The sequence below is a fragment of the Plantactinospora alkalitolerans genome, assembly GCF_015690345.1.
Classification (GTDB): Bacteria; Actinomycetota; Actinomycetes; order Mycobacteriales; family Micromonosporaceae; genus Plantactinospora; species Plantactinospora alkalitolerans.
Genome location: NZ_JADPUN010000247.1, coordinates 24,352 through 49,026, shown reverse-complemented (window position 1 = coordinate 49,026; position 24,675 = coordinate 24,352). Strand labels below are relative to the sequence as shown.

The 24,675-nt window shown below is 67.8% G+C and carries 22 protein-coding genes and 2 pseudogenes; 17 read left to right on the top strand and 7 right to left on the bottom strand.

All coding sequences use genetic code 11. The features are described 5' to 3' along the window. Positions 1-3: 3 nt before the first annotated feature. A complete protein-coding gene (locus I0C86_RS27930; RefSeq protein WP_196204279.1) occupies positions 4-384 on the bottom strand; it encodes a pilin in 381 nt (126 codons plus the stop codon). Between the two features lie 576 nt (positions 385-960). Next, positions 961-1,839 carry a hypothetical protein gene (locus I0C86_RS27925; protein WP_196204278.1) on the bottom strand — a complete coding sequence of 293 codons (879 nt, stop codon included), beginning with the start codon at positions 1,837-1,839 and terminating at the stop codon, positions 961-963. An 827-nt stretch (positions 1,840-2,666) separates the two neighbouring features. On the opposite strand from I0C86_RS27925, the gene I0C86_RS27920 reads away from it, so the two are divergent. The 12 genes from I0C86_RS27920 (at position 2,667) to I0C86_RS27865 (ending at position 15,740) form a co-directional block, all read left to right on the top strand. Continuing rightward, complete coding sequence (locus I0C86_RS27920) at positions 2,667-3,602, top strand: hypothetical protein (protein ID WP_196204277.1); 936 nt, start codon at positions 2,667-2,669, stop codon at positions 3,600-3,602. After that, entirely contained in the window at positions 3,586-4,572 is a 987-nt protein-coding gene (locus tag I0C86_RS27915; RefSeq protein ID WP_407676357.1) for a TRM11 family SAM-dependent methyltransferase, read from the top strand. The genes I0C86_RS27920 and I0C86_RS27915 overlap by 17 nt, the downstream gene beginning before the upstream one ends. Then, complete coding sequence (locus tag I0C86_RS27910; protein WP_196204275.1) at positions 4,569-5,435, top strand: adenine nucleotide alpha hydrolase family protein; 867 nt, start codon at positions 4,569-4,571, stop codon at positions 5,433-5,435. Before I0C86_RS27915 ends, I0C86_RS27910 begins: the two co-directional genes overlap by 4 nt. Then, on the top strand, positions 5,432-5,983 hold the full coding sequence (locus tag I0C86_RS27905; RefSeq protein WP_196204274.1) for a DNA cytosine methyltransferase: 552 nt from the start codon (positions 5,432-5,434) through the stop codon (positions 5,981-5,983). Before I0C86_RS27910 ends, I0C86_RS27905 begins: the two co-directional genes overlap by 4 nt. Beyond that, positions 5,952-6,827 (top strand): hypothetical protein, encoded by an 876-nt coding sequence (locus I0C86_RS27900; RefSeq protein WP_196204273.1) that lies wholly within the window; start codon positions 5,952-5,954, stop codon positions 6,825-6,827. The genes I0C86_RS27905 and I0C86_RS27900 overlap by 32 nt, the downstream gene beginning before the upstream one ends. 89 nt (positions 6,828-6,916) lie before the next feature. Beyond that, positions 6,917-7,906 (top strand): site-specific DNA-methyltransferase, encoded by a 990-nt coding sequence (locus I0C86_RS27895; RefSeq protein WP_196204272.1) that lies wholly within the window; start codon positions 6,917-6,919, stop codon positions 7,904-7,906. Next, a complete protein-coding gene (locus tag I0C86_RS27890; protein WP_196204271.1) occupies positions 7,807-9,009 on the top strand; it encodes a tyrosine-type recombinase/integrase in 1,203 nt (400 codons plus the stop codon). Before I0C86_RS27895 ends, I0C86_RS27890 begins: the two co-directional genes overlap by 100 nt. Beyond that, positions 9,002-9,775, top strand: a complete 774-nt coding sequence (locus tag I0C86_RS27885) for a hypothetical protein (protein WP_196204270.1) — start codon at positions 9,002-9,004, stop codon at positions 9,773-9,775. The genes I0C86_RS27890 and I0C86_RS27885 overlap by 8 nt, the downstream gene beginning before the upstream one ends. Before the next feature lie 327 nt (positions 9,776-10,102). Next, a complete protein-coding gene (locus I0C86_RS27880; RefSeq protein WP_196204269.1) occupies positions 10,103-11,452 on the top strand; it encodes a tyrosine-type recombinase/integrase in 1,350 nt (449 codons plus the stop codon). A gap of 62 nt (positions 11,453-11,514) precedes the next feature. After that, positions 11,515-12,054: a hypothetical protein gene (locus I0C86_RS27875; RefSeq protein WP_230394906.1), complete on the top strand. Its 540-nt coding sequence runs from the start codon at positions 11,515-11,517 to the stop codon at positions 12,052-12,054. 678 nt (positions 12,055-12,732) lie between these two features. Next, a complete protein-coding gene (locus I0C86_RS27870) occupies positions 12,733-13,869 on the top strand; it encodes an iron-containing alcohol dehydrogenase family protein (protein ID WP_196204268.1) in 1,137 nt (378 codons plus the stop codon). A 2-nt stretch (positions 13,870-13,871) separates the two neighbouring features. Beyond that, positions 13,872-15,740: a PEP/pyruvate-binding domain-containing protein gene (locus tag I0C86_RS27865; RefSeq protein WP_196204267.1), complete on the top strand. Its 1,869-nt coding sequence runs from the start codon at positions 13,872-13,874 to the stop codon at positions 15,738-15,740. Positions 15,741-15,748: 8 nt separating this feature from the next. Here the strand turns inward: I0C86_RS27865 and I0C86_RS27860 are convergent, their stop codons facing one another. Then, entirely contained in the window at positions 15,749-17,167 is a 1,419-nt protein-coding gene (locus I0C86_RS27860; RefSeq protein WP_196204266.1) for a hypothetical protein, read from the bottom strand. Between the two features lie 52 nt (positions 17,168-17,219). After that, positions 17,220-18,416 carry a phosphomethylpyrimidine synthase ThiC gene (locus tag I0C86_RS27855; RefSeq protein ID WP_196204265.1) on the bottom strand — a complete coding sequence of 399 codons (1,197 nt, stop codon included), beginning with the start codon at positions 18,414-18,416 and terminating at the stop codon, positions 17,220-17,222. Positions 18,417-18,753: 337 nt separating this feature from the next. On the opposite strand from I0C86_RS27855, the gene I0C86_RS27850 reads away from it, so the two are divergent. The 5 genes from I0C86_RS27850 (at position 18,754) to I0C86_RS27830 (ending at position 23,577) form a co-directional block, all read left to right on the top strand. Continuing rightward, the gene (locus I0C86_RS27850) at positions 18,754-19,020 is read left to right on the top strand and encodes a DNA methyltransferase (protein WP_196204264.1); all 267 of its coding nucleotides are present in this window, start codon (positions 18,754-18,756) and stop codon (positions 19,018-19,020) included. Beyond that, positions 19,017-19,313 (top strand): XF1762 family protein, encoded by a 297-nt coding sequence (locus I0C86_RS43855; protein WP_230394905.1) that lies wholly within the window; start codon positions 19,017-19,019, stop codon positions 19,311-19,313. The genes I0C86_RS27850 and I0C86_RS43855 overlap by 4 nt, the downstream gene beginning before the upstream one ends. Before the next feature lie 310 nt (positions 19,314-19,623). Then, positions 19,624-20,346 carry a hypothetical protein gene (locus tag I0C86_RS27840; RefSeq protein WP_196204263.1) on the top strand — a complete coding sequence of 241 codons (723 nt, stop codon included), beginning with the start codon at positions 19,624-19,626 and terminating at the stop codon, positions 20,344-20,346. Next, the gene (locus I0C86_RS27835) at positions 20,339-21,436 is read left to right on the top strand and encodes a KAP family P-loop NTPase fold protein (RefSeq protein WP_196204262.1); all 1,098 of its coding nucleotides are present in this window, start codon (positions 20,339-20,341) and stop codon (positions 21,434-21,436) included. The genes I0C86_RS27840 and I0C86_RS27835 overlap by 8 nt, the downstream gene beginning before the upstream one ends. Further along, positions 21,433-23,577, top strand: coding sequence for a CHAT domain-containing protein (locus I0C86_RS27830; RefSeq protein ID WP_196204261.1), 2,145 nt, complete (start codon positions 21,433-21,435; stop codon positions 23,575-23,577). The genes I0C86_RS27835 and I0C86_RS27830 overlap by 4 nt, the downstream gene beginning before the upstream one ends. Before the next feature lie 108 nt (positions 23,578-23,685). Here I0C86_RS27830 and I0C86_RS45590 read toward each other — a convergent pair. The 3 genes and pseudogenes from I0C86_RS45590 to I0C86_RS27815 all read right to left on the bottom strand — a co-directional run. Beyond that, positions 23,686-23,796, bottom strand: a pseudogene (locus tag I0C86_RS45590) (aminotransferase class I/II-fold pyridoxal phosphate-dependent enzyme); the annotation flags it as partial. 160 nt (positions 23,797-23,956) lie between these two features. Beyond that, positions 23,957-24,334, bottom strand: a pseudogene (locus I0C86_RS45585) (aminotransferase class I/II-fold pyridoxal phosphate-dependent enzyme); the annotation flags it as partial. Further along, on the bottom strand, positions 24,327-24,467 hold the full coding sequence (locus tag I0C86_RS27815; protein ID WP_196204260.1) for a hypothetical protein: 141 nt from the start codon (positions 24,465-24,467) through the stop codon (positions 24,327-24,329). The pseudogene I0C86_RS45585 and the gene I0C86_RS27815, both read right to left, overlap by 8 nt. Positions 24,468-24,675: the final 208 nt, after the last annotated feature.

The following is a 24,675-nucleotide window of genomic DNA, read 5'->3' as shown; positions in this document are numbered from 1 at the left end:
GGGTCAGCTCCCGACGATGCCCTGGATGACCTGCAGCAAGATCGGTGCGAGGACGGCCAGGCCGTATCCGATCAGCGCGTTGCGCAGGGCGAGCTTGGCTTTCTCGACCTGCGACGGGTCACCACCTGCGGTGGCCCAGTACACGCCGGCCAGGACCAGGAACAGGGTGGCGATCGCGGCGAGGATCCCCATGATCCATGCCTGCAGGTTGGCGATCACCACGGGCAGCGAGTTCGCCGCCAGGTAGACGGCGCCGCCGGGATCGGCGTACGCGGTGCCCGGAAGGATGAGTGCCAGGCCGACGCCGGTCAGTGGCCCGGCCAGGCGGAGCGAGAGACGAGCGGCTTGCTGGGTTCGAGGGATGTTTTGTGGGGTGCGGGACATTGGGGTTCACCTCCCGCCGCGCCTGCGGCCGAAAGCCGTGACCGAGGCGTGGCGATTGCTCGAAGCGGTCCGAAGGGACCGCCGCCGGGCGCAGGTGAAGGAGCGAACGAACCGCTGAACCCCGGGAGGAGCTCGTCCTCCCTCGTGGGTGGGTTGCGGTCATCAATGTGGTGTCAGCGCATCAATTGGCGCGGCACCCGAGGCACGCGGATCGCGGATCCTCGTCTCGCCCGGCGGCGGGCGGGACCGGCGAGCGGTACGGCTCGGAAAAGTCCCGCACCCCCAAACCGGGTCTTGTGAGCCGTGACGAACACTTGCCGTACTCACACCTCGCTCACACCGCCTTGCGCGGACTCACATCGCAGGTCAGGGCCCTGCTCCGCGGACGACAGCGTGGCTAGGGACGAGGACTCACAGATGGATCCGAACCAGCTGCCTGTGAGGGCCTGTGAGCGCCGCCAGGGCTCACAACCTCTGGCAGGGCTTGACATCGCGCGTCGGTCCGACGAGATCCGGCATCAAAAAACGGCTGTGGCCCGACGAGGCGTCGGGCCACAGCCGTCTCGGCTGCCGGAGTCAGGCGGCTGCCGCAGCGTGTTCCCGGGCGGCTTCGCGGCGGGTGGCTGCGGCGCGGCCAGCACGCTGCAGGCCACGCCGCTCAGCGCGCATCCGCAAACGCGCCAGAGTTTCCGGCGACGCGACGCCGGTCAACAGCCCATCCGCGAGGGCTTCAGCGATGCGGCTGTCGATGCGTGTCAGCCGCATACGCAGGGCGTCGACATCGACGCCGCTCGCGGCGGCGATGGGCTCGATCGCGCGATGCCCGAGCCGCACGTCGATGTAGGCCTGCTCATCCTCCGGATCGAGGATCCCGAGATTCACCGCACGACGGACCAGCAGGTCCGGGTGTCCGTACGGGACCTGGGGGGTGCGAGAGCCCGGCGTGACGTGCTCGATGTCCTCCACCGGCAGGTATTCCTGGTGCTGCAGCCGCAGGTCCCGCCCGGCTCGCCATGCCGCCTTGCACAGGCTTGCGTACGGCGCGGGCTTGGCCAGGTCCGCCCGGTCACGCAGCGCCGTCAGGAAGCCGGTCAGGATCTCGGCGTCCACGTCCGCCGGGTCGCCGCTGTACCCCTCACACAACCGGGCCGCGTACTGCTGCAGCGCGGGCATCGCCATGCCGACCGCGGCGACAACCCAGTGCGGCCCGTCGAGTCGGGCACGGCGGATCAGCTCCCGCCACACCTCGTCACGCGCCGTGTAGGCGCGGGGGTGACGCAACAGCCAGGTCCGCAGCCTGGGCAGCGGCATCACCTGTTGCGGGAGACCTGTGTCGGGACCGAAAGCCGCGCAGTCGAGAGCCAGTGGCGCAGGCTCGCATGTCAGCGTGGCGAAGGCGGTCGCCGCCGCGTCGAGGGCGGACGATGGCCAGTCCGTAGCGTCGGACACGCTCATGGCAAAACTCCTGTGACAGTGATGGAATTCGATGACATCGCCGGTGGTGTCACGGCGAGCGATGACATCGATTCCGCCACAGCGGGCTCACAAGCCTCTGACAGAGCTGCTCAGACCTCCGATCGCCGCCTGTCTCCCGACCTCTGTCAGCGGCGCACCCGGGAACGGTTTCATCGGCTGTGATCGTGGCAGAGGTTCTGACAAAGGCGGGCTGACCTGCCCTGTGACATGCTGACAGAACTTCTGACACGCGTTCCGGTGGTGCTGTCACAGGTTCAAGCCGCGACCTGCGACACGTGGGTCGACAGCGCTGTCAGCGATCGAGTGGTCGAACCTGTGACAAGCCAGCCTGCTCACAGCGGCGGTGTCACAGGTTGCCGTCCCCGACCCGCGCCAGCTCGCCACGGGCCTGTGACAGTCGCGGGTCCTCTGTCACGGTTGACGACGAACCTTTGACAGACCGCGCCGACCCGATGGCATCGGCCTACGCCTGTGCCACTGGCACAACTCTCGCAGTGCTGGCCAACGCGGCGATCCACGTCAACGTCCAAGCGTCCCCCGTGATCTGAGACAGCATCCGCTCACCACCTCTGTCAGTCACACACCGTTACTGGCAGAGGTGGTGAGGCCCGCGCGGTTCCTTGCGGCGGCATCCACCTGACTTTGGTCGCCGCATCGGCTGGACCGGGGAAAGCGGACGAACCAGGACGGGTGCCGGCCAGTCGGAGTCTGTGAGCGGCTGTGAGTTCGGCAAGTGTTCGCCACGGGTCACAAACCCCGGTTTGGGGGTGTCAGCGCATCACGGCGCGGCGCGGAGCCGACAGCACATGAGCGAGCACACGCCGCACCAGCACGACCAGGCCGACCACAACGAGCCGGCCGACAGCACACTCATCGACCTGATCGCCGGCGACCCGCCGGTACCGATCACGGTCTGGCGCACGGCCCGTACCGGCGCCGAAACCCACACCAGTCTGCCCACCCGTCTGGCCTACCGTCTCGTCGCCGCCTACAGCCGGCCCGGGGAGGCGGTCGTCGACCTGACCCCGGACCACGCCCTGGCCTCGATCTGTGCCCGGGGCGGGCGCCGGCACCACCGCGCCTGGTTCACCGACACCAGCTCCGGTCTGCTCATCGGCCCGGCCACCACGGACCCGCCGGTGGCGCCCGAGACCAACCCGCTTACCGCGTCGTCCGAGTCGGAGGCCGGCGAGGGAGCGGACCCGCCCGAGCTGACCGAGTGGTTCGGTGACGACCTCACCGACCCTGACCTGTCCGGCACCGACACCGCGGTCCTCCGGCCGCCCGACGACGGCCCCCTGGACGAGGCCACCAGCCTGATGGTCGCCTGCTGGCCGCTGCACGAGGCGGACACCCCCGCACGGGTGCGTCTCGCCTGGCTCCTCGCGGCCTGCGCGCGGCTCCTGCGTCCCGGCGGCTGCCTCGTCCTCGTGGTCGGCGTGCCCGCCGGTACCGAGCCCACCCCGGAGGACTTCGGTCCGCTCGTGGCCGCCGCCGCCAGGGCGGGGCTCGGGTATCTGCAGCACATCGTCGCCGTCGAGGCCGATACCGACGGCGACCAGTTCGTCTACCACGTCATCACCGACGAGGAACTGCTCACCTTGGCCCACGCCGACCCCGAGCAGTGGGCCGTCGCTCATCTGCGGGTGCACGCCGACCTGCTGGTCTTCACGCCGCAGCCGGCCAAGGCGCCCGAGTCGGGCCGCCGCCGCAACCGCGGGGGCGGTGAGCGACGTGCCTGAGCACACCAGCACGGGACATTCCGAGCCGGACGAACCGGACACCAACGGCCCCGCCGCTAGCGAGGGCTACCAGCGCCGGCACCGCGAGTACGAAGGCCGCCACCGCGCCGACCCCGAAGGTCTGTCCGTCTGGGCGACCGCCCAGTCGACCGGCCCGGTCCAGCGGCGCGGCCGGTACGTGCCGGAGTCGGTCAAGCATCCGGCCCGGATGCTGCCAGCGATCGCCGCCCACGCGATTCACGCCTACACCCAGCCGGGTGATCTGGTCGTAGACCCGATGTGCGGCATCGGCACCACGTTGGTCGAGGCGGTCCACGCCGGCCGCGACGCCTTCGGCATCGAGTACGAGCCGCAGTGGAGCAACATCGCCGACGCCAACATCCACCACGCCCACAGCCAGGGGGCGACCGGACGAGCATCGGTGATCCGCGGTGACGCGACCCGACTGGTGTCCCTCGTTCCGGCGGCCCTCACCGGCCAGGCGGCGCTCGTGGTCACCTCACCGCCATACGGGCCCACGGTGCACGGACTGGTCCGCCCCGGCGAGGGCGGAGTCGTCAAGCACGACGACCGGTACGGCGAGGACAAGGGAAACCTTGCCTATCGCGACCTGACCGGTCTCGCCGACGGATTCGCCCAGATCCTGCACGGCTGCGCCACCCTGCTGCGGCCGGGCGGTGTCGTCGTGGTCACGGCCAGGCCGTGGCGCAAGCGCGGCGAGCTGGTCGACCTGCCCAGCGCCGTCATCGCCGCCGGTCTCCGCGCCGGCCTCGTACCGATCGAACGGTGCGTCGCCCTGCTGGCGGCCGTCCGCGACGGGCACCTCGTCGCCCGCCCGTCGTTCTTCCAACTCCAGCAGGTCCGCAAGGCCCGCTCGTCCGGGGTGCCGATGCACCTCATCGCCCACGAAGACGTGTTGATCTTCGCGAAGGAGACGTCGCCGAAGGACGGAACCGGGGTGGTTGCGTGACCGCATCCACCCACCGCTACCTGTCCCTGGGCGCCGGAGTACAGAGTTCCACACTTCTGCTGCTTGCCGCACAGGGCGATATCCCTGGGTTCGACGCGGCGATTTTCGCCGACACCTCATGGGAGCCGACTGCGGTCTACCGGCATCTGGACCTGCTGACCGGCATCGCGAAGCGGGCCGGGATCGAGGTCGTGCGCGTCGGTACCGGGGATATCAGGGCTGACGCGCTCGACCCGAACCATCGCTTCGCCTCAATGCCCTTGTTCACTCTGGGGCCGCGTGGCGAGCGGGGCATGGGCCGGCGGCAGTGTACGTCCGAGTACAAGATCAAACCGATCAAAGCGGAGGTGCGGCGCCGCCTGGGCTATCCGCACCCGGCTCGGGTACCGGCCGGCGTCCGGGCGCAGATGGCGATCGGGATCAGCCTGGACGAGATCGGCCGGGCCCGTGACTCCGACGTCCGCTACATGCACAACGTCTTCCCGCTGCTCGACCTGAGCTGGCGGCGGACCGACTGCCTTCGCTTCTTGGCCGAGCGCGGTCTCGGAGACACTCCGAAGTCGTCGTGCGTGGGCTGTCCGTTCCACGACGACGGCTTCTGGCTTGCCCTGCGCGAGCACAGCCCACAGGAGTGGGCGGACGCGGTCGCCTTCGACCGTTCGATCCGCAACGGTTCGGCACGGGCCAACACGGACGGGCACCCGCTGCGCGGGCAGTTCTTCCTGCACCGGCAGCGGGTCCCGCTCGACGAGGTGGTCCTGCGCCCACGCCCACGGCCGGCGGATGCGCCTGGTTGCGGTCCGTGGACCTGCCCCCACAACGAGCCAGTGACAGCAGGCGCCGGGCGTGGGGAGGTGGCGTGAGATTTGCGCACACCACCGCCCCACGCATCGGGTCGGTCTGCAGTGGGTACGGCGGACTCGATCTGGCCGTCGAGCTGGTGCTCGGCGGCCAGCTGGTCTGGTACGCCGAAACCGACCGGCACGCCGCCACCGTCCTCGCCCACCACTGGCCCAGCATCCCCAACCTCGGCGACATCCGCACATTCGACTGGCGTCAAGCCGAGCCGGTCGACATCCTCACCGCCGGATTCCCGTGCCAGGACATCAGCAACGCCGGGAAACGCGTCGGTATCACCGGCGAGCACTCCAGCCTCTGGACGCACGTCGCCCGAGCCGTTCGCGACCTACGACCCCCGGTCGTGTTCGTGGAGAACGTGGCCGCCCTCCTCCGACGAGGCTTCGACGTCGTCCACGCCGACCTGGCCGAGATCGGGTACGACACGCGCTGGACATGCCTACGCGCATCCGACGTCGGTGCCGCCCACCGACGCGACCGGCTGTTCCTGCTGGCCACACCCGCCGAACGACGGGGAGGGGGTGCGGACGTTGCCGACGCCGTGCGCCCGTGACGGCAAAGGGCCGGGCCACCAGTACGGGCTGCCCGACCTCATCGAACCGTCCGGATCGATCCACAGCCTGCTCCCCACCCCCACCGCAGTGGCGTACGGCGCGAACAAATCCCCGTCGGCGGGAGCAGCCCGCCGGCCCAGCCTGGCCGGCGTCACCAAACAACTCCTTCCGACGCCGACGGTGGCCGACAGCCGATCCTCGGCCAACGCGACCGCCGGACGCACCACACCCGCCGGGCACGCGGGACGGACGCTGACCGACGCGGCTCGGCTGCTGCCGACGCCGAGAGCCGGCGCTACCGACCCTCCGCAACCGCGAGCCGGTATCCGGCCGCCGCGCTCGCACGTGCTGCTGCCCACCCCAAGGGCAACCGATGGATTCAAGGGCTGCCCGGGGCAACGCGGCTCGCACGGCGACCTGACCCTCCCGTCGGCGGCAGTGCGGGTACCAGCCCGGACTCTGCCCACCCCGCGCGCTTCCGACGCACGCGGACCCGGTCGGCACGGCGATGGTGGGGCGGACCTTCGCACCACGGTCGCCGGGCTGGGCCAGCCCGACGCCGACAGATGGGGTATCTACGCCGCCGCCGTGGCGCGGTGGGAGCTGCTGCTCGGCCGTCCCGCGCCGGAGCCGACCCAACCGGGCCGGAACGGCAAGCCGGTCCTCGCGCCGACGTTCGTCGAATGGCTCATGGGTCTCTCACCGCAATGGGTGACCGACCCGGACCTGGACCTGCCGCGCACGCTCGCGCTGAAAGTTCTCGGCAACGGCGTCGTGCCGCAACAGGCAGCCACCGCGCTGCGGCTGCTGCTGTGCCCGTACCAGTGGGAGGTGCCGGCATGACCGGACCTGCCTCCCTGGACGACTACCGGTAGCGGCTCGTAGGCCAGGTCGAGCTGTACCTCGGCGACGCCCGCCAGGTGCTCACCGCCATGCCCGACGGCAGCGTTGACGCCGTGGTCACCAGCCCGCCGTTCTGGTCGCTGCGCGACTACGGCACGGGTGCGTGGCACGGCGGCGATCCCACCTGCCCGCACCCGGTGCGGGCGGAACGGCGGATCGACGGGGCGTCGTGCGGCCGGTGCGGCGCGACGTGGGTCGACCCGCAGTACGGGCTGGAACCCACAGTGGAGGAATACATCGACCGCCTCGTGCCCGTGTTTGACGAGGCGATGCGAGTGCTCAACCCCGCCGGAACACTGTGGCTCAACCTCGGCGACAGCTACACCGGCGGTACCCGCCGCGCATATGACACCAGCGGCGGCATCACCGGAACACGGGGACTGCCCACTACCGGTGTCGGCTCACCGTTGCCAGCGAAGAACCTGATCGGCGTGCCCTGGCGGACCGCCTTCGCCTTGCAAGCACGCGGCTGGCGGCTCCGCAACGCGGTCATCTGGTCGAAGACGAACCCGATGCCCGAGTCCGTGACTGACCGGCTGAGCACCGGCTACGAACTGCTGTTTCTGTTCACCAAGTCCCATTCCTACTACTTCAACCTTGACCCGATCCGGATCCGGCTCGTGCGGCCGGAGGCCGCCGACGGGACCCGGATCATCGGCGGGGCGCGCAAGGGCCGCACCGGCGGTATCGGCGCGACCGAACGCCGCCGCGGCACTGCGGCCTACGGTGCTGGCAAGTACGGCGCCGACGAGGTCGGCGTCGAACCGAGGGCAGGACGGGGCAACCTTGTCCCGCTCGGCCATGCCCACACCGCAGTCCATTCAAAGGGACGCAACCCGGGGGACGACCTATTAACTGCACCTACCACCCCTCGCGATCATCTCGCCGAGGGTGCCTGGATCATCTGGGGGTGCACAGCATGGCGGACATTCGGGCCAATCTCAGGGACGGCCGAGCGGGCGTGCCACGCGTCGGCGGGGTACGGGCTGGCGACCGGGCGTCGCTGCCGTACCTGGTAGTCGACGGCGCAGGCGAGGAGGTCGAGCCGATCAGCCAGTTCCTGCGGGAACTGACACTTAGCGACCGCAGCGCGTTGACCGTCAAGTCCTACGCTCACGGTCTGCTGCGCTGGTGGCGGCTACTAGACGTGCTTCGGGTGGCGTGGGCACGTGCGACCACCGACGAGGTGGCGGTGCTGGTGGGCTGGCTGCGGTGTGCCTCGAACCCGCAGCGGCGCCGTCGCAGAAGCGATGTCCCGCCCGCCGGGAGCGTCAACCTGAAGACCGGCAAGCCGTCGTTGGCCGCCGGGTACGCGCCCGCGACAATCAACCACGCGCTGTCGGTGCTATCAGCGTTCTACGACTTCCACGCACGCCGCGGCCGCGGACCGGTCATCAACCCGGTACCGGTCGCGCCCGCACGGCGGTCGATGCTGGCTCACCACAACCCCATGCACGCGGTGCCACGTTCGCCACGGGCGCCGCTGCGGCAGAAGGTATCCGCCCAACCGCCGCGGGCGATCCCGGATCCGTTGTGGGACGAACTGTTCGCCGCCATGACCTGCCACCGCGACCGGGCGTTGCTGGCGCTGTACGTCTCCAGCGGCGCCAGGGCCAGCGAGTTGCTCGCCCTGCTCATCGAGCACGTGGACTGGGCCGGACAACGGATCTGGGTCGTGTCCAAAGGCAGCCGCGCCTTGCAGACCATCCCCGCCTCGCCGCAGGCGTTGACCTACCTGGCGCTCTACCTCGACGAGGCGGGCGTACCGAGCGCGGGCGAGACCGTGTGGCGTGCCCGCCGCGGAGAGACCCGTCCGCTGACCTACTCGGCGATGCGCCGGGTCGTGCAGCGCGCCAACCACAAGCTGGGCACCAACTGGACGCTTCACGACATGCGGCACACCGCCGCGACCCGCCTGGTCAACGACCCCGCGCTGACCCTGCCCGAGGTGCAGACAATCCTGCGACACGCCCACTTGTCCACCACCCAGCGCTACCTCAGCCCGAGCGTTGAGGCCCTGTTCGACAAGCTGCAGGCCCACTTCACTCGCCCCGCCCCCGCGCCGCGCAGCTTCCCGGCCGGCTACGCGCCCGAGGACGTCGCGGTCGTGTTCGGTGCCTGAAACCACGACCGGCCGCATCCGCCGCAACTCGCCCCCAGCCTTGCCCAGCGTCCACGACGACTTCGCGGATAGCAGGTTTCGTCACGGCAGCATCCAGCCGGCGGCACCGCCGCCCACCACCCAACCCTGGTGGTTCGGCGACCTCGGTTCCGCCGACGGCGAGGACATCGTCACGGTGGCTGATCGGGTATGGCCGGCCTCACCGGCCACGGCGCTGAAGCGGCGCCACTCGCTGCGCCGCCTCCTCGACCACCTAGCGGCGGTGCCCGGCCAGACCTGGCAGCAGCGCTGGGATGCCAGCACGTTCGCCGACGGCGCCCGGCCGGTGGCCGAGCTCGACACCGGAGGGCAGAGCGTCGCGAGTCTGGGGCTGCGGGTCCTGTTGTGCCTGCGGGTGATCCGCCCGACCCTGCCGGAGATGCGCGCCAACCGGCTGACCGGTTACGCCGACCTGTTCCGCCAGGCACAAGCGGACCCGGCGCTCGACGCGTACTTCGCGGCGGTCCGGCAGCGACCGGTGGTGCGCAGCATGCACATGACCGCCACCTTCGACGTGGCGTGCGCGCTGACCATCTACGGCATCCCCTTGGCCGAACTGACCGCCCAGGCACTGCTGCACTACGCCTGGGAATGCCGCCGCCACGGTGTGACCTACAAGAACCGCGGCAACCGCGACACCTTCGGCGGGTTGCTCGCCTGGCAGGTCCTGCACGACATCGGCCAATTCCCACCCGGCACGCCGCAGTCGATCCGCGCCGCCGGCTAGGCCGGGCGGCGCAGCGTCGAACAACTCATCGACCAGCACACCATCGCCAACCCCGCCGTCCGCGACCTGCTGGTCGAATACCTGCGCCGCCGCGAACCCGGCGTCGACTACAGCACGCTGCGCAGCCTGGCCACCCGCCTGGCCGGCACGTTCTGGGCCAAGATTGAGAAAATCAGCCCCGGCCAGGCGGACCTGCGCATCCCCGGACACGTCTACGACCAATGGAAAGCAGAGATCAGCCTCCGCCGCGACGGGCAGCCGCGCATCAACATCGACCCGATACTGCTCGCCATACGCAGCCTCTACCTGGACCTGCACACCTGGTCGGTGGGCGAACCCGAACGGTGGGCGCAGTGGGTCGCCCCCAGCCCGGTCGACCCCGCCGACCTCGTGGGCAGCGGCCGGCGCCAACAACGCGCCCGGGAACGCTCCGCCGACCGCACCCGGCTACGCCAGCCGCTGCTACCAAGCCTCGTCGGCCACGTCCAGGACAGGTACCAGCACCGGCGGCAACTGCTGGCCGCGGCCGGCGACGCCGAACCCGACGCCCTCGTCACCGTCGACGGCCATACCTACCAACGTGTGTGGACCCGCGAGGACCAGCGGCTGCTGGTCAGCGACGGCCACCGCCGCATCCGGGTACGCGACCAGGCGAGCGGTGAGATCCTCAACGTCATCCGCGAGGAAGAAGCCGCGTTCTGGGAATGGGCCGTCGTCGAAGTCCTACGCCACACAGGCGTGCGCATCGAGGAACTGCTCGAGGTAACCCAGCTGAGCATCCGCCAGTACCGCCGACCCAACGGCGAAGCGATCGGCCTGCTCGTCATCGCACCCTCCAAGACCGACCGGGAACGGGTCATCCCTATGACCGCCGACTTGCTCAGTGTCATCGCCGCGATCATCCGCCGCCACACCGCTGGGGGTGCCCCGATCCCGTGCATCAGCCGCTACGACCCGCACGACAAGACCCACAGCTCGCCGATGCCGTTCCTGTTCCAGCGTCAGCTCGGCACCACACGCACCGTGCTGTCGCACGGTGCGGTCTGCGCCATGCTGCAACGTCGGTGCGCCTATCTCGCCGCCAGAAACCCGCAGTTCGCCGGTGTTGTCTTTGCGCCGCACGACTTTCGGCGCTTGTTCGCGACGGAACTGGTCAACAATGGCCTGCCTATCCACATCGGCGCCGCCCTGCTCGGCCACCTCAACCTGGAAACCACGCGTGGTTACGTCGCCGTCTTCGAAGAAGACCTAATCCGCCATTACCAGGGCTTCCTTGAGCGACGCCGGCAGGTACGACCGGCTGAAGAGTACCGTCCGGCCAGCGACACCGAGTGGGCCGAGTTCGAGGCCCACTTCGACAAGCGCAAGGTGGAACTCGGCAGCTGCGGTCGACCCTACGGGACCCCATGTATTCATGGACATAGCTGTATACGGTGCCCCATGCTTCACGTGAACCCGGCGATGCTGCCCCGCCTGGACACGATCGAGGACGACCTGATGAAGCGACGCGACCGCGCCTCGCAGGAGGGTTGGCTCGGGGAAATCGAAGGGATCGACGTGACGCTGAGCCAGTTGCGCGGCAAACGCGATCAGACCCTGCGCTTGTCCAAGACGGCGGCACCTGTCTACCTCGGCATCCCAACGACGCCCTCGGCATTCGGCCACGAACAGGCTTGATGGCCCCGGCGATGCGTCGGGATGATTCCCGGTCTTCGTATCACGGTGACAGAATCGGTCGGGTGGACCACGACCCACTGCCGGTGGCCGCCCGCCTGCTGCGTGACCGTATCGCGATCGACGCGAAGATCGCCGCGGTGATCGGGCGCCCAATGGCCGCCGGACATCTCGGTGAGTGGATTGCCGCCCGGGTCTTCGACATCGAGCTGGAGTCCAACGCCACCACTGCCGGCTTTGATGGCCGCTTCACGGCGGGCGCGTTGAACGGGCGGACGGTCAACGTGAAGTGGTACCTCAAGCGCGAGGGTTTCCTCGACCTCACCGACACTGACGTCGTCGATTACTACCTGGTGTTGACCGGGCCAACGGCGCCGGCGACACACTCACGCGGTGCCGGCCGGCCCTGGTGCATCACCTCGGCATACCTGTTCGACGCCCGACTGCTGCTGAACGATCTACACGGTCGTGGCGTGAAGATCGCGGTAGCGTCCAGCGTCCGCGCGGCGCAGTGGGAGGCGGCGCAGATCTACCCTGAGCAGCGCAGCCAAGCGCTGAGTTTGCAACCCGCACAGGTCGAACGGCTGCGGCAGTTCGCGCTATGACCGTTTCCTGGCAGCACGCCGCGGACGTCTCCGGCCGGGTCCTTCAACAGCGTGGGCTTGATCCCGAGGCCGTCACAGATGTTGACGCGGCCTGGGCCGCGTTCGAGGAGTTCGTCCGAACAATGACGGCGGCAAGGTGGGACGACGAGACGCTGCAGGTGGTCGTCGGGCGGCCGTGTGACCGGAACGATCAATGCCAAGATCGCCGCGGCTTATGGGCCGTCCCATGAGCGCCGGACATCTCGGCGAGTGGATCGCCGCTCGGGATCTTCAACATCAACCTGGAGTGCAACGCCACCACCATTGGCTTCGATGCCCGCTTCGCCTCCGGCGCCTTGACCGGTCACACCGTCAACGTCAAGTGGTACCTCACACTGATGTTGGGGTCGTGGGTGGACGCCCGCAACAAGCCGTTCTTCCCAGGCTAGGAGGTTATAGTGTCCAGGGCATCTTCGACATCGTTCGACGCGAATCCAGGCCTCGTCGTGCCACGATCCACGCGAATCCGCTCAACTCCCGGAGAGCCCGACCTGACGCCCGATGTGCGTTCGGGACGGTTTACCTGACCGATGCGGTAGCGGGCGCGCGCTGTCGGTGGTCGGCCGAGTGCAACTGATAGCGTACGAGACTACCGCGCTCCCTTCGTCGGACCGCTGTCACGTAAGCAGGGAAGCTAACATGACCATTGAGTTCGCCTTCGGCGTTCCGACCCGATTGGCGTTCGGGCCGCGGAGCGTCGACGGGCTCGCGACGGCGGTCGCCGAGGCAGGCTCGCGCGCGCTGGTGATCACAGGCCATGGGAGCAGCCAGCGAAGCGGGCTGCTTGACCGATGCACGGATGCGCTCCGCGAGGCCAGCGTGCAGACCGCGGTATTCGACGGCATCGACAGCAACCCGACGTATGAGTCCATTCTCGCCGCCGCCGCACGCGGACGCGCTACCAGCGCGGAGGCGATTGTCGCCATCGGGGGCGGCAGCGCCATGGATGCCGGGCGACTGATCGCCCTCGCCATGGCCGATCCGGAACGATTCTGGGAGTGCCGTGTCACCGGTTCGCTCAGCGTGCCCGGCATTCCGGCCAGCCTGACTCCCACGTTTACCGTTCCCACCCTGCACGGCACGGGCGCCGAGATCTCCCCGGCCGCCCTGGTGCGCCGGGGAACGGCCAAGGAGGTGTACTTCAGCCCGCATCTCTTTCCCCGGGCAGCCTTCGTGGAGCCCTCACTGGCGCTGACGGCCTCCGCCAAGCTCACCGCCGAGTCCGGCGTCGATGCATTGATCCAGGGACTGGAGGCGTACGTGTCGCGCACGGCCCAGCCGTTCTCCGATATGTTCGCCTTGGAGGCGGTTCGCCTGGCCGCCCGGTGGCTTCCCGCGGCGGTCCGGGATCCGGCCGATCCGGAGGCCCGCGAATTCGTGGCGCTGGCCGCACTTCTCAGTCTCTATGCGGTCAACCAGGCCGGCGTCGGTGGCATCCACGCGTTGAGTAATCCACTTAGCGGGCGGTACAACGTTCACCACGGCCGTGCTCTAAGCCTGGTTGCGGTGGCGGTTGTGGAATACAACCTGGCCAGCTCGCCCGATCGGTTCGCGGCTGTCGCACGACTGATCGACGGCATGGATGCCGGCGACCCTGCTCGTTCGCTCGGAGGTTGGCTGGCGGGCGTCGGCCTAGGTGGGCGGCTGTCCGACCATGGGGTGCGATCCGACGATTTGGACGCCATGGCGGTGGAGGCACAGAACCCGGACATGGCGACGAATCCTCTGGCCCTACCGCCCGAGGTCGTCTGCAGGATCTACCGGTCACTGATGTAAGCATGACCGGTCGGTGGATCGTTCCGACAGAGGAGCTCCCGGGCGCGCCCGTCGCGTTGGTCGGCGGTAAGGCGGCCGGCCTGGGGCTCCTGTTTGCCGTGTCGATACCGGTGCCCACCGGCTTCTGCATCACTACGGCGGCGCTGACGGCCGGCGACGCCGCGGAAGACGAGATCCGCGCCGCCTTGGTGCGGCAAAGAAAGGCGGGCATCCAGCGCTTTGCCGTCCGCTCCTCCCATCTTGGTGAGGACACAGCAGATGCTGGCGCTCCCGGCATCTATCACAGCGAAGTCGGGGCCTCAACCGACAACGAGGTGCTGGCTGCCGTCCGCCGCGTCTGGGAATCGGCGACCGACCCGTCGGCCGCCGACTACCGCCGTCGGCGAGGCATCCACGACGACGAAAAGCCCATGGCGGTGCTTGTGCAGCACGCGCCGTTAGCGGTAGCCGGCGGCGTCATCTACACGATGCTGCCGCACGATAGCGATCCGAGCGCGGTTCTCATCGAGTACGCGGCGGGACCGCCGAGCAACGTGACGGACAACGTCGTCATGCCGCACCGGTGTGTGGTGAGCAAACGCCGGCCGGAGGATGTTCGGCTCAACTCCACCATCCTCGCTCCTGACCAGGCACGAACCTTGGTGTCGTGGGCACTCGCCGCCGAAAGGAGCGTCGACGCGCCGCTGGATCTCGAATGGCTGCTGGACCCGGACGGTCAGTTGTGGATGCTCCAGGCACGCCGGTTGCTGTACCCGGCGGCAAGAATGACGCCGCCATACACGGCGCCCGCAGCGGGCGCGAGCCTTCGCAGCGAGAAACTCGTCCCGTTCCAGCTAGCGAACGCCGATGTGCCCACGATCGAGGCCCACCTCATTCTGCCAAGCGCCTTCCAGGCCGCAGGTTCGACCGCGGTCCGTGACGCGTGCGCCGAGGTATTCCGCCGATACGTCGCCACCGGCGCGGTCTCGATCCGGTCTGCTTACTGGTCGGCACGGGAATCCGGCGACATGCTTCCGCAGTCACCGGAACTACGGTCCGTCGACGACTGCCTGGCGTACCTCGAGTCGTACTGGCAGTCGGTGCGGGCCGGCGGCCACGTCGACTATTCCACCCAGGTCGCTCTGCTGGTCTCGAACTGGACGCTGCCGCGAGCTTCCGTGATCGCCACCGTTCCCGGGGGCGGCCAGCCGATCGTCCTCGCGGCGGTTTACGGCCTCATGGATGGCCTGGAGACCTGCAGTCACGACGTCTTCGTGGTGGACGCGGACAGCTTCGAGGTGCGTTCCGCGCGCACCCCGGCCAAGCCATTCGCTGTGCTGACTGGCCATTCCCTGCCACAGGAGCTGCCCGCCGAGTTGCGAGACCGGCCGGTGCTCGCCGAGCACGAGATACACGCGGCGGCTAGCGTTGCTGCGGCGGTCGCGGCAGCGGTCGGCCCGGCGCGGGTGGAACTCCTTCTCCTTCCGCGGGGAGCGTCCACCGGCCGGCCGATCGTGACCTGGCAGATCACGTTGCTCGCGCCCGGCACCGACATGAAGTACTACGCCGTGGTGGAGAGCGGAGATCAGCGCGCGGTCGCCGAAGGGCGCTTCGCACCACTCTACCGCCCGGACGACGTCCAAAGGCTGTCCACGGACGAAGACGAGGCCCAGATCGTGGCGATCAATTTCGAGAGATTCAAGCTGCGCAATCCGCAGCTCGTGGCCGAGCTCGCCGCCAGATTACGCGACAGCGGGCAACCGGTGGCCTTGAAGGGCTCCGTACTCTCCCATTTCGCCGCGCTGCTGCGCGAGTACGGCGTCACCGTCTTCCCGGTCAACGACCTGCCCGCCCTGTCGGCCGGGACGCCGGTCTGCCTGATCCCCGTGTGACACTGCGGTCAACGATTACGAGTCAGGAAGTATGTCAGCAGGTTCACGAGGATGCCCGACGCGATCAACGCTAGCGTCGGCATGGCCGAGACCGACCAGCCGTTGGCCCAGAGATAGATCACGAAGAGGGCGACGGTCATTGTGGCGATAATGAGTACCGATCTGACCGCCCGGCCCTCTCGCAAGAAGCCTTCCGCGCACAATTCCTGCAGTACCTTTAGGGCAAGGACGCCTTGGTAAACCCAGTAGACCGGCGCGTGCTCGCCCGCCGTCACGCGGCGACTGCGAAACGACCCCTTGAGAGTGCCATCCTCCAGCTGGCGGCCCAGCAACATCTCCCCCAAGCCGGCCACCCTCTGCTGCAACCCTTGCGTGAGGGCGGCGGACCGGAACCGTAAGTCGAGCAGGAGCGCACCCATCGCCCTGACCAGCAATGCCTCAATGGGGTACTCGTGAGAGATGATGCGCTTGACGTAACGGCTGCGGCCACGCGAGAGAAGCTGCTCGTATTCGTCAAAGCAATCCGCCGTGACCAGCGTCCGGACCCTTCTCTTCGACGTTTTCCGCACCAACCATCGGGCCGCCAGACCCAGCTCGTCCCGGCTACTGTCGGGCGACCGCAGCAACGCGAGAACGGCCAAGGCGGTGTGCCCGAACAATGGGGGCCCGCCATAGGACCGGCCGAAACCACCGGAGCCCGCCTGGGCCGTCTTGAGCCAGGAGATCGCGTCGTCGCGCATCGCCCGTAGTCGCAAGTGATAGCTCACGCCGTGCTCTGGCCTGATCAGCGACATCCATTCGTCCAGCAGGACCACCATGCTAGCGGTTGGTCCCACCGCAGGGCCGTACTGGTCGGGATCGGCCATGTGGGTGGTACCGGTGTAATACCAGCCCATGCCCACTCGGTTGTGCTCTATCCAGGAAACCGATTCCTGCAGCCAGGCGGCCCGCCCGGCGGCGCTCGAGAGCTCGGCGGCCGAGGCGGGGGTCCGCGGGACACCGGAATCACCGTCCGGCGCCAGGAAACCAGCACCCAGAAGCGCTTGAACAGCGAAGATGGTGTCGTTGACGATCCCCTCCATGTGGTCCTTCGCGGAAATCGACGGGGTGAGCCGGATCGACGGCCACGAACCGTCCGCCCGTCTCAGAGAGACCAGCGTGACCAACGCCTGCTCAGTCATCTCGGCGCGGTCCGCGTTGCCCAACGCAATCCCCGCTAGCGAGCTCAGGAGCCCCAGGGAGGTGGCGCAAGTGTCGATCTCGAAGGGAGCAATCGACGCCGACCGATCATCGTTGAACAGCGGCCACAGCAATCCCACCTCGCCGCCGATCTTGACGACGGTCCTCCGCGGGACAATGAACTCACTGGCGAGGCGGACGCCGACCCGAATCCGCTCCATGGAAAGGCTGGTGTCTGCAGGAATCAAGGTTTCTCCGAACGGACCTTCTCATCGGGCCGAGCACTCTTCGAATGAACACTCACAACGCCGCAGGAGCCAGAATAATGGGACATTCGAAGTCGCATCTGGTACAACCCTTTTTTCCACCCCCGACCTCTTCGCCGAAAAGCCCGCCGGATACGACACAACTCACTTGGGCTCCGCGCTGCTTTAGAGTGAGCTCGTCGCGTTTGCGTATCTGCGGAAAACGGGTCAGGTTCACGGCATGCGCGGCGACGCGAGCGGCCTTCAGGCCCTCGATTATCGATTCCGTTGTGGGCACTCCACCGGTATGTTCCTCCCGCGACACGGAATTGAGGACAGAAGCGCCGCCGAGAAATGCCATGAATGCTCCGCCGATCGCGTTCGTAACATGATCGAAGCCGATGGCACTGTCGGTCACCATAGGGCCGAGTGGCATGAAAGGGCAGCCAGCGTCGGCGACGAGTTCGCAGTATTCGGCGATCTTGTCCATGGCCAAGTGGCCGACGCCCTCCATGAGGCAGGAAACGCCGCGAGACCGCAGCTCCCTGATGATTTCGATCTGCCTCGCCGTCTCCAGCCGGTGAGCCTCGTCGAGCCCGGCTGCTATGTCCGCCGGCCGGAACGTCGTGCCCACCGAGACAGTCGCCCCATGGCGGAGGAACAACTTCGCGATATCGTCGAAACCTTCGCGGAAGGCGTTGGTGCGCTGGCCCTTCTTCAGTTGCGTCCGAATCGCCAGTCCGCCACCCCGGGAGGTCACCGGAACCGCTCGCGACTTAGCGGCGATCTCGTAGATGTCCATGTCGGAGGTGAAGTGGAGTGTCATAAAAGCGACGCCGCCCTCGAGCATTTCCTCAATGCGCTCGAGCAGTGGCTCCTTAAGCAAGCCGTGTCGTGGTGAATATGCCGTATACTGCGGAAGGGTACCCACCGGGCCGGCGAAGGTCTCGACCATATCCCGCCAGAAATCTTGTTCCTTTGGATCGATGGTGTGATCCATGACGAGATCGGGTCCGAAGACGCTTTCGCTGAGAAATTCGATCTTTCCTTGTTCGCCCGCGCGAGGCGTCCAATGCGAAATGCCAATGTTGGTGTTTACCTTAATGGGAACCACGCGCCCGACCGCCACGTCGTGCTTTCGGCCGCGCAGCACGACGGCGCTACCTTGATCGATGGCCGCGCCAAGATCGTCGACGTCGACATATCCCGCTCGCACATCATTGATCTCGGCAATCCGAGCCACGTCACCCACGATCGAAGGCTACTACCTTGATTGTGGGTGAACAACGGCCGATGAGGCGACATCCAGTGTCATGAGCGGAGGGCCCACACCGGCCCCATGGTCAGCTCTGAGGTTTCAAGATCAGCTATTGCATGAGTAGTAGTTGACTCAGCGGCCCAAGCCGTACTCCGACACCAGGACCCCCGTCGCCAACCTTTTTGGGGCAGAGAGCGACATCCACCTCCTGATTCCGGTGGAACGAGGAGCGCGGTTCATACGCGCATCGCACGCTGCCCTTCGTGAAGTCAAAGACGGACAAATGTCGCAAGACGGGCATCACTAACGCCCTCTTGACTGGTGCAGAGAAGTGTGGCGGATCGCGACCCGCCCCTACCGGGGGCCGCACGTGGCGCCGTTCCCGGTCGATCTGCCGCTACGGGCGATCGCGGCCGGCTGCCCACCCGGCGGTGTGGTCTTGGATCCCTTCTCCGGGGCCGGGACGACCGGGCTCGCCGCACTGCAACTCGGCCGGCAGTACGTGGGCATCGACATCAACGCCACGTTCCACGACGAGGCGCTGAACCGACTCGCCCAGCACCTGCCCGACGACACGTCGAGCAGGAAGGGCCGATGAGCCTGCGGACGGTGCCGGTCACCTTCGGCCAAGCCTGCAACTTCATCGAGGACTGGCACAGACATCACCGGCCACCGCGCGGTCACAAGTTCAGCGTCGGCGTGGCCCGAGACGACATCCTGGTCGGCGTAGCGGTTGTCGGGCGTCCCGTCGCCCGGAAGCTCGACGACGGTCTGACGCTACCCGCAACCACGGATATCAGAACTTGCGGAATGCTTCCCGTGGGGAGACCTCAGTGGCGTGTTCGACTCCGCTTCGGCGACCAGCTTGTTTGGTCGATCGGCACGCTGTAGCCGATGAGCGTGCACCCGATCATGGCCACCGCGTCGTCGGGCGCCCGTCTAGGTGATCCACTAGCGAGCGGGGTCGTCAATGTGTTGATTTGAGTCTGTTCGCCCGGATGGATGAATGGATGAGAACGTGGTTGAATGCCGCAGCGATGCTGATCGCTGCCACGAAACGGCGAAGGCGGTCTCCTCCGCGCCCGTCGTCCAATCCGTACCCTAGACCGCTCGCGCCGGGACCTGGCGCAGCTAATCGTGGCGGTCACTCGGCCGTTTGGTTTGGGTGGTTCTCGGCATCGGCGGACGGTAGCGTTCCATCGTGTCTCCGCCTGGCGCGCCCGTTGGACGATCGGACCATGTCAGCCGCCTCGATCTGGTGATGGTCGTCGTGATCGCTGTGCTCTGTCTCGCGGCGGGATCGGCGGCGCAACCGAAGGTCGACTTCCCTTGGGATCGCGACGGGCCGGCTGCGGCTACCAGACATCTCGCTGCGCAGCTTGTCCGGGCGCAGCAGCAGGCTCAGGAGACGCAGGACGTCCGCAAGGCGCTCAGCTCCCGGCTAGTCAAGGAACAGATAGATCAGGAATCCGACCGCGTCGCCCTCGACCGGGCCGAAGCGGACCAGACTGAGAAGGCCAAGAAGCGTGTGGTGGACCGTGACGCGCTGATGGCCGTACTGCGGACGCGCCTGGATGCTGCCGTCGAGGCTCAGGTCGTGGCCGACAGCGCGGTCCGCGTCGGCGCCGAGAAGGCCAAGAAGAGCGAGCGGGCCGCGACCCATCGCCTCTCGTGGCTGACGCGGGTGAGCCGGGCCGTGCTCGCCCTGCTTGTCTGGACGGCAATCGTCCTTCTGCTAGGCCTGCAGCGGCTCGTGCGGTTCCGGCGCGTCCGGCTGGTGCATGCGCGGTTCGCGGTGCCGGGAAGCCTGGCCGTCCTGGTGATTCTGCTGGCCGCGCTGAGTCTCGGCTGGGTGGCGGCCGCGCTGATCCTGCTGGTGCTGCTGGCTGGTTGGGTGTTCCGGCCCGGAGGCCAGCATGTCTAATGCCGCCGATCTGCCGGTCCTGGAGCCAAACGACGATCTGCTGGAGATGAAGGGCCATGCCGATGACCTGGCGGCCCGGCTGGCGGAGGATCCGCTGCCCTTCACCCTGGGTATCTATGGGGCCTGGGGTGAAGGGAAGACCACATTCGCGCATCTGGTGAAGCACCATCTGGGACAGCGCGCCGAATGGACAGACCTGCGGTTCGTCGAGTTCTCGGCCTGGCCGTACGTCACCGCTGATGCGATCTGGCGTGCACTACTGGAGGCCGTGGCCCGCAAGGTCTACAACCAGAAAGAGGACACCGGCGGGGACGAACTCGCGCCCCAGCCCGTGGGCACGCGGCTGCGAAGAATGCTGCTTGAGCCACTGTTCCCGAAACCGGAGAAGTCGGGCGGCAAGCAGGCTTACGAGGAGTTGATGGCTCGCCTGGGACGAGCCTCCGCTCTGACCGCCCGCACCGCTCGGGACGGCGAGGCAGCACGGCAGCTCGCCGTGCTCTCCGCCTTCGCGCTGGACGTGGCCGCGTCCGCAGCGCCGCCTCTCGCCACGCTACGCAGCCTGTTCGGTAAGGGCGAGGAGGCCGCGAAGGCCGTCGGTGCCCGGAACCGGGAGGTCCAGGGGGTCGAAGAGATGCGGCGAGCGGTACGGGAGCTCTTCGGGGCTGCGGGGAAGCCGCGGACGGTGGTCCTCATCGACGATCTCGACCGTTGCCTGCCCGAGGTCGCTTTTGACGTCCTGGAGACGCTCAAGGTCTTCCTGGCCGAGTGCAGGTCGACCGGCGCGGAGTGCCTCTTCATCATCCCGGTCGACCGGAAGGTGCTGGAACGTGGCCTGACCGCGCGCCTCGGCGCGGACGACGCCCCGCAGGGAGCGTATGCCCGGAGATACCTGGAAAAGATCATCCAGCGGGGCATCTCAGTCTCCGAAGTGCGTGACTCGTCACCCGGCCAGCTCATCGGCGGCTATTTCCCGGAATGGGTCGGTGCAGCCGATCTCCTCAACCTCGCCACTCAGGGCAATCCCCGCCGGCTCAAACAGCAGTGCGACCTGCTCTCGCTGCACTTCAAACCCGAGAGGAGGCAGGGATGAGCAGCAGAGAGGACCATCTGCGATGGTGGCGTCAGATGGTGCGTGCGTCCGTGACAGGGCAGGCCGCGACGGGGCCTGTCATCGGTGCAGTGCCCGAGCCGGCCGTCGGGATCCTTCGGCGGTTCACCGACGCTAAGGCCGTCAACGGCACGATCGAGAGCGCGGACGGCGCATTCGCGTTCATCGCGGCGAAGGTAGCCGAGCAGTCCGGGACGACCTCGCTGGAGTGGCTCCACCAGCGATTCTTCATCCGGGTGCTGCGGCTCTGGCACGACGACGGGAGCCGCGCCGAGACTCTGCTGCAGGCGAGCAGGCGGCCGGATTTCCCGGCCGAGATGGCCGCCCTCGACGAATGGCTCGAACACCGAAGCGACGGCACTGATGCGGCTAAGCGGCCGGAGCTCGCCGTGCTGCTGGATTCGGCGAACGCACTCAGTCAGGACGAATGGCGTTCCCTGGTGGGCGGCTCGCCTCGGCTGTCGCAGATTCCGGTGGAGCATATCCAGGCCGATGTCAGTGTGCTGGGCAAGCACCCGTCGACGCTGCCCGACTACCTCGACGATGTGGTCCTTTACCAGAACCTCGCCAAGGACCTCCTGGAGGCGGCGCAGGCTGCGGACCCGGAGTTCGACCTTTGTGTTCGGGCGCGGCTCGATGTCGCGCTCGACCTGGTGGAACGACGCCGTTTCGCCAAGCTGCGCATGCTTGAGCTGGGCTGGCCAGAGCTGATGGAGAGGGTCCTGATGCCCGGCGGCGTCCGCCGCCTGCGCCAGTTCGAGGCGTACGTCCTGGGCGACGCGGACGCCGAGGCGCCCGCCGAGGCCTGGACACGATTCCTCGACGACGAGCACCTCAAGGAGTTCCTACGTACCAGGCCGCATTTCAGGGCGATCAACGACGGCTTCCTCGCCTACGCCGCGGGTACCGCAGACCGCCCCGCCCGGCCACAGCCCGAGCCCGAGCCCGAGCTCGAGCTCGAGGAGGGGAACCGGTATCGCGATGCCGAACTGACGCTCAAGGACGGCCCGGACGAGTACCAGGAGACGTGGAAAGGCACCGCTGTCCTGCGGACCGCGCAGGGAGACCTCCAGTGGGCAGTCACGATAAAGGTGAAGGAACTCACCGACGCCGCCAATGACTTCTCCCGGATCTATATGGGAGTTTCTTCCTCCGGAAGCCGGACGGGACCGGTGATGCGAGACTACTCCGTGGTGAACCCGGAGAACCCGACAGTTATGACGGAGAAGCTCGGCCTTGCTCTCTGGGACCAGACCTTCGGCGCGAAGGCCGAAGCCGCTGATGTTCTTCTCGACCTCCTCGCGAAACACCAGAGAGTTCGCCTGACCGTCGCGTCGAACAACAACGCGGTCGTCGACCTGCAATGGGAATGCCTGCGCATTCCCAAGCTGAGGGTTACGGTGGGCCTAACCCTCAAGCTGTCCGTGGTCAGGAAAGTAGCCGACCCGGTGAGCCTCTCTTCGCACACCATCGGGGCGCCGCTACGCGTGCTGCAGGTTCTGGCCGAGCCCGACGGTCTGCCCCCGCTGCCCGGCGCACGGCAGGAACTGCAGTTGCTCAGGGAGAGCTTCGCCGAGGCCGAGCACCAGCAGACGGCCATACTGCAGACGATTCCGAAGGCGACAGAACGTGCGCTGCGGGAGAGGCTGCGCCGCTTCCGTCCCCACGTGCTGCACTACATCGGGCACGCGATGGTGGACCGGCACACCGGCACGGCGGCGCTGATCCTGTCCGACACGAATGGCCGGCGGTTCGATCTGACCGCTGAGAAACTCGCCGTGCAGCTGCAGGACTCCGGGGTCGTGCTGGCCGTGCTCAACGGCTGCATGACCGGCGTGAACCCGGGGACAGACGAGTTCGCGTTCGGGCTCTGCCAGTCGATCGTCCGCCAAGGTGTCCCGGCCGTGGTAGCCACGGTCCGGGACGTCGACGACACGGCGGCCCTCCGGTTCGCGCAGGAGTTCTACCAGGCCTTCATCGACGGACACCCGCTCGAGGAGTGCGTGGCTGAAGCCCGCAAGGGTGTGTTCATGCAAGGCTGGGACTGGTCCGCATGGGTGACCTTCGCCTCGGAAATGGCGGACCTGCAATCCATTCGACTGCGCCTCCCAGTTCGGGGGTAACGTTCGTACGGAGAACGGCGCTCCAGCTAACGATCTCCTGCGCAATAGGACGGTCGGTGGCGTCGGTCTGGCGTGAGCGATGATCCTTGGGGTGTCGATCGGTGGGCGCGTCGGCCCGAGTGCGTCCAGCACTGCCGGGGCCCCGATCATGTACCCGGCCCGCAGTCCGTACAGCCGGTATGCCTTGCTGAAGCTGCGACAGACGATGATCGGCGCCCCGCACTTGACGAGGTCGCGGAACTACCCGTCGAACTGGTCGTCGTCCTGGAACTCGCCGTAGACGTTGTCGAGAACGACCACGGAGCGATCGGGCACGGTCTGAGCGAGGGCGATCACGTCGGGCAGCGGCGCGGTGGTTCCGGTGATGTTGTGGACTGTCCAACAGCACGACCTGGGTACGCTCGGACACCGCGCGGGCGAGTGCGGGTAGGTCATGGTGGTAGTCGCGCAGTGGCACCGCCCGGCCAGTCAACCCGTAGTCGTGGGTGAGGGTGGCGTACAGGTGAAACGACGGCTGCGAGTAGACCGTCTCGCCTCCACCCGAGACGGCGGCCTGGGCGATCAGGTGGTGTAGCAGGCTCGCCGTGCCCGCGCCGACGACGAACGCCTCGGGCGGTACCGAGTACCGGTCAGCGAGGGCGTTTCGCAGGCTCGCGGAGCGTGAACCCGGCCCGGTCGTGAGATCGGGTGGTCGTGTGATGGCCGCGAGCGCGTCGGGCGGCGGGCCGGGAGCGCTCGGTGGGCGGGGCTCAACCATCGCCGCGCACCGAGGCCGTTACCGGGGCCAGCGAGATCGTCCCGGGGCGTCGCAGGTCGGCCAGGCCACAGCGGTGGACAAACTCGGCGATCGAGTGCGCAATCCGGCGGATGAAGGTCAGCTCGTCCAGCATGGACGCAGCCGAGCCTGAGCGTCGCCGGTGAGCCCGGCCGACCGGTGCCCGCAGAGTGTGCCCGCGTCGACGCTCGACTTTAGATCCCGCAGGTCCGGCGGGCCGGCGGAACACCGCCGAGGCGATGATCGCGATACGGGCCGAGATCGACAAGGTGGGGGCGGGAGGCCCAGAGCGGGGGAGGACCGATCCGCGCTCCGGTGCCTGC